Annotated in this window: 3 protein-coding genes and 1 CRISPR repeat array; of the genes, 1 reads left to right on the top strand and 2 read right to left on the bottom strand. The window is 43.0% G+C overall.

All coding sequences use genetic code 11. The features are described from left to right. Window positions 1-432 precede the first annotated feature (432 nt). On the top strand, window positions 433-1,035 hold the full coding sequence (locus QUA00_RS36230) for a Uma2 family endonuclease (protein WP_333145505.1): 603 nt from the start codon (window positions 433-435) through the stop codon (window positions 1,033-1,035). Window positions 1,036-1,049: 14 nt separating this feature from the next. On the opposite strand, the gene QUA00_RS36235 is transcribed toward QUA00_RS36230, so the two are convergent. Both QUA00_RS36235 and cas2 read right to left on the bottom strand, forming a co-directional pair. Next, on the bottom strand, window positions 1,050-1,226 hold the full coding sequence (locus QUA00_RS36235; RefSeq protein ID WP_190658565.1) for a hypothetical protein: 177 nt from the start codon (window positions 1,224-1,226) through the stop codon (window positions 1,050-1,052). A gap of 948 nt (window positions 1,227-2,174) precedes the next feature. Next, window positions 2,175-4,257: direct repeats of the CRISPR family, unit length 36 nt; unit sequence GTTTCCATTCAATTAGTTTCCCCAACGAGTGGGGAG. A gap of 216 nt (window positions 4,258-4,473) precedes the next feature. Further along, on the bottom strand, window positions 4,474-4,722 hold the full coding sequence (gene cas2, locus QUA00_RS36240; protein WP_333413392.1) for a CRISPR-associated endonuclease Cas2: 249 nt from the start codon (window positions 4,720-4,722) through the stop codon (window positions 4,474-4,476). Window positions 4,723-4,899 lie beyond the last annotated feature (177 nt).

The raw sequence follows: 4,899 nt of genomic DNA on the forward strand, positions 1-4,899 counted from the left end.
CTTGGTGTAACGATCCACTGACTGACGTAGCGATCTATCGCCTGACTCTTTTAAGATACAAGGGGCGGGTTCACCAACCATTTATGTCAGAAACCAACAATATAATAAACCCGCCCCCACCCAACTATAAATCTCGAAAATAAGCGTGTTTCCCCAAATTACCGTAGGGGCGGGTTCACCAACCATAATCGCCTCAGACCAAAAATCTCGAAAACCCGCCCCCACCCAACGACAAATCCGAATCTACATTTTTGGGATGCAATCGCATATCAGATTAATCTAGGCGATCGGCTGGGTGGGGACGAGTTTACCAACAATTCATACGAGAAACCAACAATCTCAAAAACCCGCTACACAAACTCAACCTTAAAAAGCTTACCCAAAAATGTTACACTAAACAAAAGTCTCAGTTAAATGCTCTCTAATAGAACTATGCAACTTACTGAACAACGATACTACTCGATCGAGGAATATCTAGCACTAGAAGAAGCTGCTGACTACAAAAGCGAATACATTGACGGTGAAATATTTCCTATGGCCGGTGGCTCTACCAATCACAATCAAATAGCGCTCAATTTCAGTACCGAACTAAATTTTGCGTTCAAAAAACTAGACTATCGAGTTTTCATGAGCGATGTCCGCTTGTGGATACCCAAGAAGCGCATCTATACCTATCCCGATGTGATGGTAGTATGTGGGGAGCCGGAGTATTATAATAACCGCACCGATACGATTACCAATTCCAGGGTAATTATTGAGGTTTTGTCAGCTTCAACTAAAGGATACGATCGCAGCAAAAAGTTTGAGGGATACCGCACGATTCCCACTCTTGAAGAATACTTATTGATCGACCAAAACCGGAGATATATCGAACATTTTTCTAAGACGGATGATAAGCGATGGTCGTTTGCTGAGTACAATGAATCGGATGAGACGATCGCGCTTGCTTCAGTATCCTTTGAAATTGCTGTGGCAGATATATATAATAAAGTGAATTTTGAACAAGTAGATCGAGAAATTGCACCTGAAAAATGATTGTAGGGGCGGGTTCACCAACCATCTGTGCCACTAATTAAGAAAATAAATAAACCCGCCCTGCCCGACAAAAAATCTCGATCGCCCGCAATTATTGTAGGGGCGGGTTCGCCAACCATTTTTGCCACTAATTGAGAAAATAAATAAACCCGCCCTGCCCAACGACAAATCCGAATCAATATTCTTTGCATTCGATCGCACATCAGCTTAATCTAGGTTATTGGTTGGGTGGGGGCGGGTTTATCTAGATTGTCTGCTGGTATTAAATATTATTCGTAAAACCCGCCCCTACGATAGCGTGTAGGGGCGGGTTTCACCAACAATTTATGTGAAAAACTAACAATCTCAAAAACCCGCCCCCACCCAAATTGAGGATGTCGAGCGTTTCCATTCAATTAGTTTCCCCAGCGAGTGGGGAGTGTTTAACGTTAATTTCCGTCGCTGCGATCGGTTGTTTCCATTCAACCAGTTTTAAAACATTTAGGTTTGCAGAATGCTGAGATTTTCAAAACAGCAGACGATTGGGTTTTAATAGCTCGAAAATAAGCGATCGTGTGTGCCCAAATTATCGTAGGGGCGGGTTTCACCAACCATCTATGTCAGAAACCAACAATATAATAAACCCGCCCCCACCCAACGACTGAGAATAGTTATATTTTGCCCCGATTATGGGGCTTTTTTTTGTGCTTATTAATTCTTCGCAACTAGGATTGATTGCAGAAATTTGAGTTGTAAAAGTTTGTCTTTGGAGTTTTCCAGAGCTTAAAAATTTAGAGCTTTTGGCACTACAGAAGGCTCTGAGTTTTTTATTTCTGTTTGCGGTGTCGGGTGGAGTCGAAGCCTCCTTCGATTCCGCATTAATAGAGACTTCGACTAAATTTGTCTTAGCTACCTATTTCTAGCGAGTGACAATTTAACTTGCTAGAGAGTGACAATGTAAGTGCCGTAACCCTTCGGCTGGGGGATAGGCTGGGGGATAGGACGATGCCTTAAAGACGTTATTCTATGCGGTAGAGGCGTCCTCTAAAGGCATCCCCCCAACATTAGACTATTAGAAATCTAGTCTTTTGTCAACAGCTATTTATGGTTTCCCTTAAACTGTCGCATTAATAGAAGACTTCCACTAATTTTGTTTTAGCGTTTCCATTCAAGTAGTTTCCCCAACGAGTGGGGAGAGCGGCACAGAGGAAGAAATGCGATCGCGATTTGAGTTTCCATTCAATTAGTTTCCCCAACGAGTGGGGAGGGAAAAGCTAGGAATAAAGGCAAAAAGGCAGAATGGAAAGGCATATTTAGAGTTTCCATTCAATTAGTTTCCCCAACGAGTGGGGAGAACTGAAAGAGCCTACTGATGAAGCTTTCGACAAAGCTGTGTTTCCATTCAATTAGTTTCCCCAACGAGTGGGGAGTCGGTGGAGATTTGAGCAAGCTTTCAGAAAAGGATCGGGCGTTTCCATTCAATTAGTTTCCCCAACGAGTGGGGATCTCACAATGCACTAACTTTATACCTCTACCGTCCCTACACTTGGTTTCCATTCAATTAGTTTCCCCAACGAGTGGGGAGAACCTCTAATCTAGGCGGACGGTGATCAAATATTTCCTGAGTTTCCATTCAATTAGTTTCCCCAACGAGTGGGGAGGGTAGCAGATACGCTGCACCGCCTGAAATGGACAGATTTCCAAATGTTTCCATTCAATTAGTTTCCCCAACGAGTGGGGAGTTATTTTGATCAAAAAACACGATTTGCTCTAAATTTTCAAGTTTCCATTCAATTAGTTTCCCCAACGAGTTGGCAGGGCGATCGAGAAAATTCGCGCCGACATCGAAAAACTGCACTTTAAGTTGTTTCCATTCAATTAGTTTCCCCAACGAGTGGGGAGCAATCCGCATCAAAGGCGAAGTGATGGAAACGGCTTTAGGTTTCCATTCAATTAGTTTCCCCAACGAGTGGGGAGTGGAGAAGCAAACAAAGCAATTCTCCAAGAAATAGACCTAACGTTTCCATTCAATTAGTTTCCCCAACGAGTGGGGAGAAAAAGGGTAAACACAACGCTCTAGTGATCTATCTGTAGTTTCCATTCAATTAGTTTCCCCAACGAGTGGGGAGTAAAGTACAAAACTCAGGAAAAATTGCTAACTGGACTGTACTGTTTCCATTCAATTAGTTTCCCCAACGAGTGGGAGTTAGAATTGCCAAGCCTCTAGATCCGAATAACGATGTAATGTTTCCATTCAATTAGTTTACCCAACGAGTGGGGAGGATTCAATCGAGAAAATTCGGCAAGAAAATACCGCGTTTCCATTCAATTAGTTTACCCAACGAGTGGGGAGCGATGAAGTCGAGCCAGAAGGTACAATCCACTGGTTTCCATTCAATTAGTTTCCCCAACGAGTGGGGAGAAAAACTACGACAGACGTACTCAATGCCATCCTATAGTTTCCATTCAATTAGTTTCCCCAACGAGTGGGGAGAAGATTTGAAGGATGCGGAGGAAGTGGTTGATCAGCTAGTGTTTCCATTCAATTAGTTTCCCCAACGAGTGGGGAGGATATGGGATTGAGGTCGGCTTTCTTCAGCAAGGGTTTCCATTCAATTAGTTTCCCCAACGAGTGGGGAGTCAGGCTAAATGGTGGATTGATAATCGTACTACAATTGAGTTTCCATTCAATTAGTTTCCCCAACGAGTGGGGAGTCAATGTCCAACCAATATCTACTGCTGGGAAAAATCGTTTCCATTCAATTAGTTTCCCCAACGAGTGGGGAGTGTATAAAGCGTTTACCAATCTTGGGGTAGAATTTGATTCACCGTTTCCATTCAATTAGTTTCCCCAACGAGTGGGGAGGAAGGGGAACTGTAAAAAGTTTAAATCTAGGGTTCAACTCGTTTCCATTCAATTAGTTTCCCCAACGAGTGGGGAGAGATTTAACTAATTCACCTTTTAGAAACCCAAGTAAATTCTCCCCAGTTTCCATTCAATTAGTTTCCCCAACGAGTGGGGAGAAAATTAAGGCAATCTCTAAAATATGCTGCTGGTTTCCATTCAATTAGTTTCCCCAACGAGTGGGGAGAGGAAGAGGAAGAAAGAATGAGTGAAGTCTATGAAGCTCCTTAGTTTCCATTCAATTAGTTTCCCCAACGAGTGGGGAGCTTTGCATTACCATACTAAGTTGACAACACTAGAAAGTTTCCATTCAATTAGTTTCCCCAACGAGTGGGGAGTCCTCTATGATACACCCAAGACAGCGCAAGGTGTCTAGAGGCCATTTGCGAGGCTCAGATATTTTTTGTGGAACTCACACCTGTGTTCGCTCAAAATAATCCCTGAAACCCTTGCCCAGTAATGCTGCGAGGCTCATAACGCAAAAAGGTCGTTTGAGCTAATTTACCGCCAGCCTCGCAACCTTAGCTAAATAATCACTGATCCAGGTGCTTTTGTCACCGGCGCCCCCACACCCAAAACCTCCACCTGTCCCAAAGTATGGCGCGACACCGGATAAAACCGGATGCTGCGTCTAGGTTGATTAACTTTCGCAGCCGTCGCCAGAGTCGTGTAAATCTGGCAGTTGACAAAACATACTCAAAGGTAGAATATTGTCCCCATTTGCCATAACCTTTCAGCAAGTCATGCACTTTTTGCCTGCGCTTGTCAACTCGGATATCGTAGACAACGATATAAAGCAGCATACTTTATCGAATTCTATTTTGTGTTGAATAGGGATGGTAAAGTTTAGCTTCAGATGCAAGTTCAAGAGAAAAATTTTAGTTAAGTTTGTTAGTCCGCCAGCATTAGTGACAAGTTAAGGTGAGGGGTAAATTGTCAAGGGGGTATTTACATTGGTTAAAAAATAGATGAAACTCAGA

Source organism: Microcoleus sp. T2B6 (genome assembly GCF_036700475.1).
In the GTDB taxonomy this organism is placed as follows: domain Bacteria; phylum Cyanobacteriota; class Cyanobacteriia; order Cyanobacteriales; family Microcoleaceae; genus Microcoleus.

Bases quoted from the DNA above. Each gene is read 5' to 3' on its own strand.
- QUA00_RS36230 (WP_333145505.1), top strand. From the start codon at position 433: ATGCAACTTACTGAACAACGATACTACTCGATCGAGGAATATCTAGCA.
- QUA00_RS36235 (WP_190658565.1), bottom strand. From the start codon at position 1,226: ATGCAAAGAATATTGATTCGGATTTGTCGTTGGGCAGGGCGGGTTTAT.
- cas2 (WP_333413392.1), bottom strand. From the start codon at position 4,722: ATGCTGCTTTATATCGTTGTCTACGATATCCGAGTTGACAAGCGCAGG.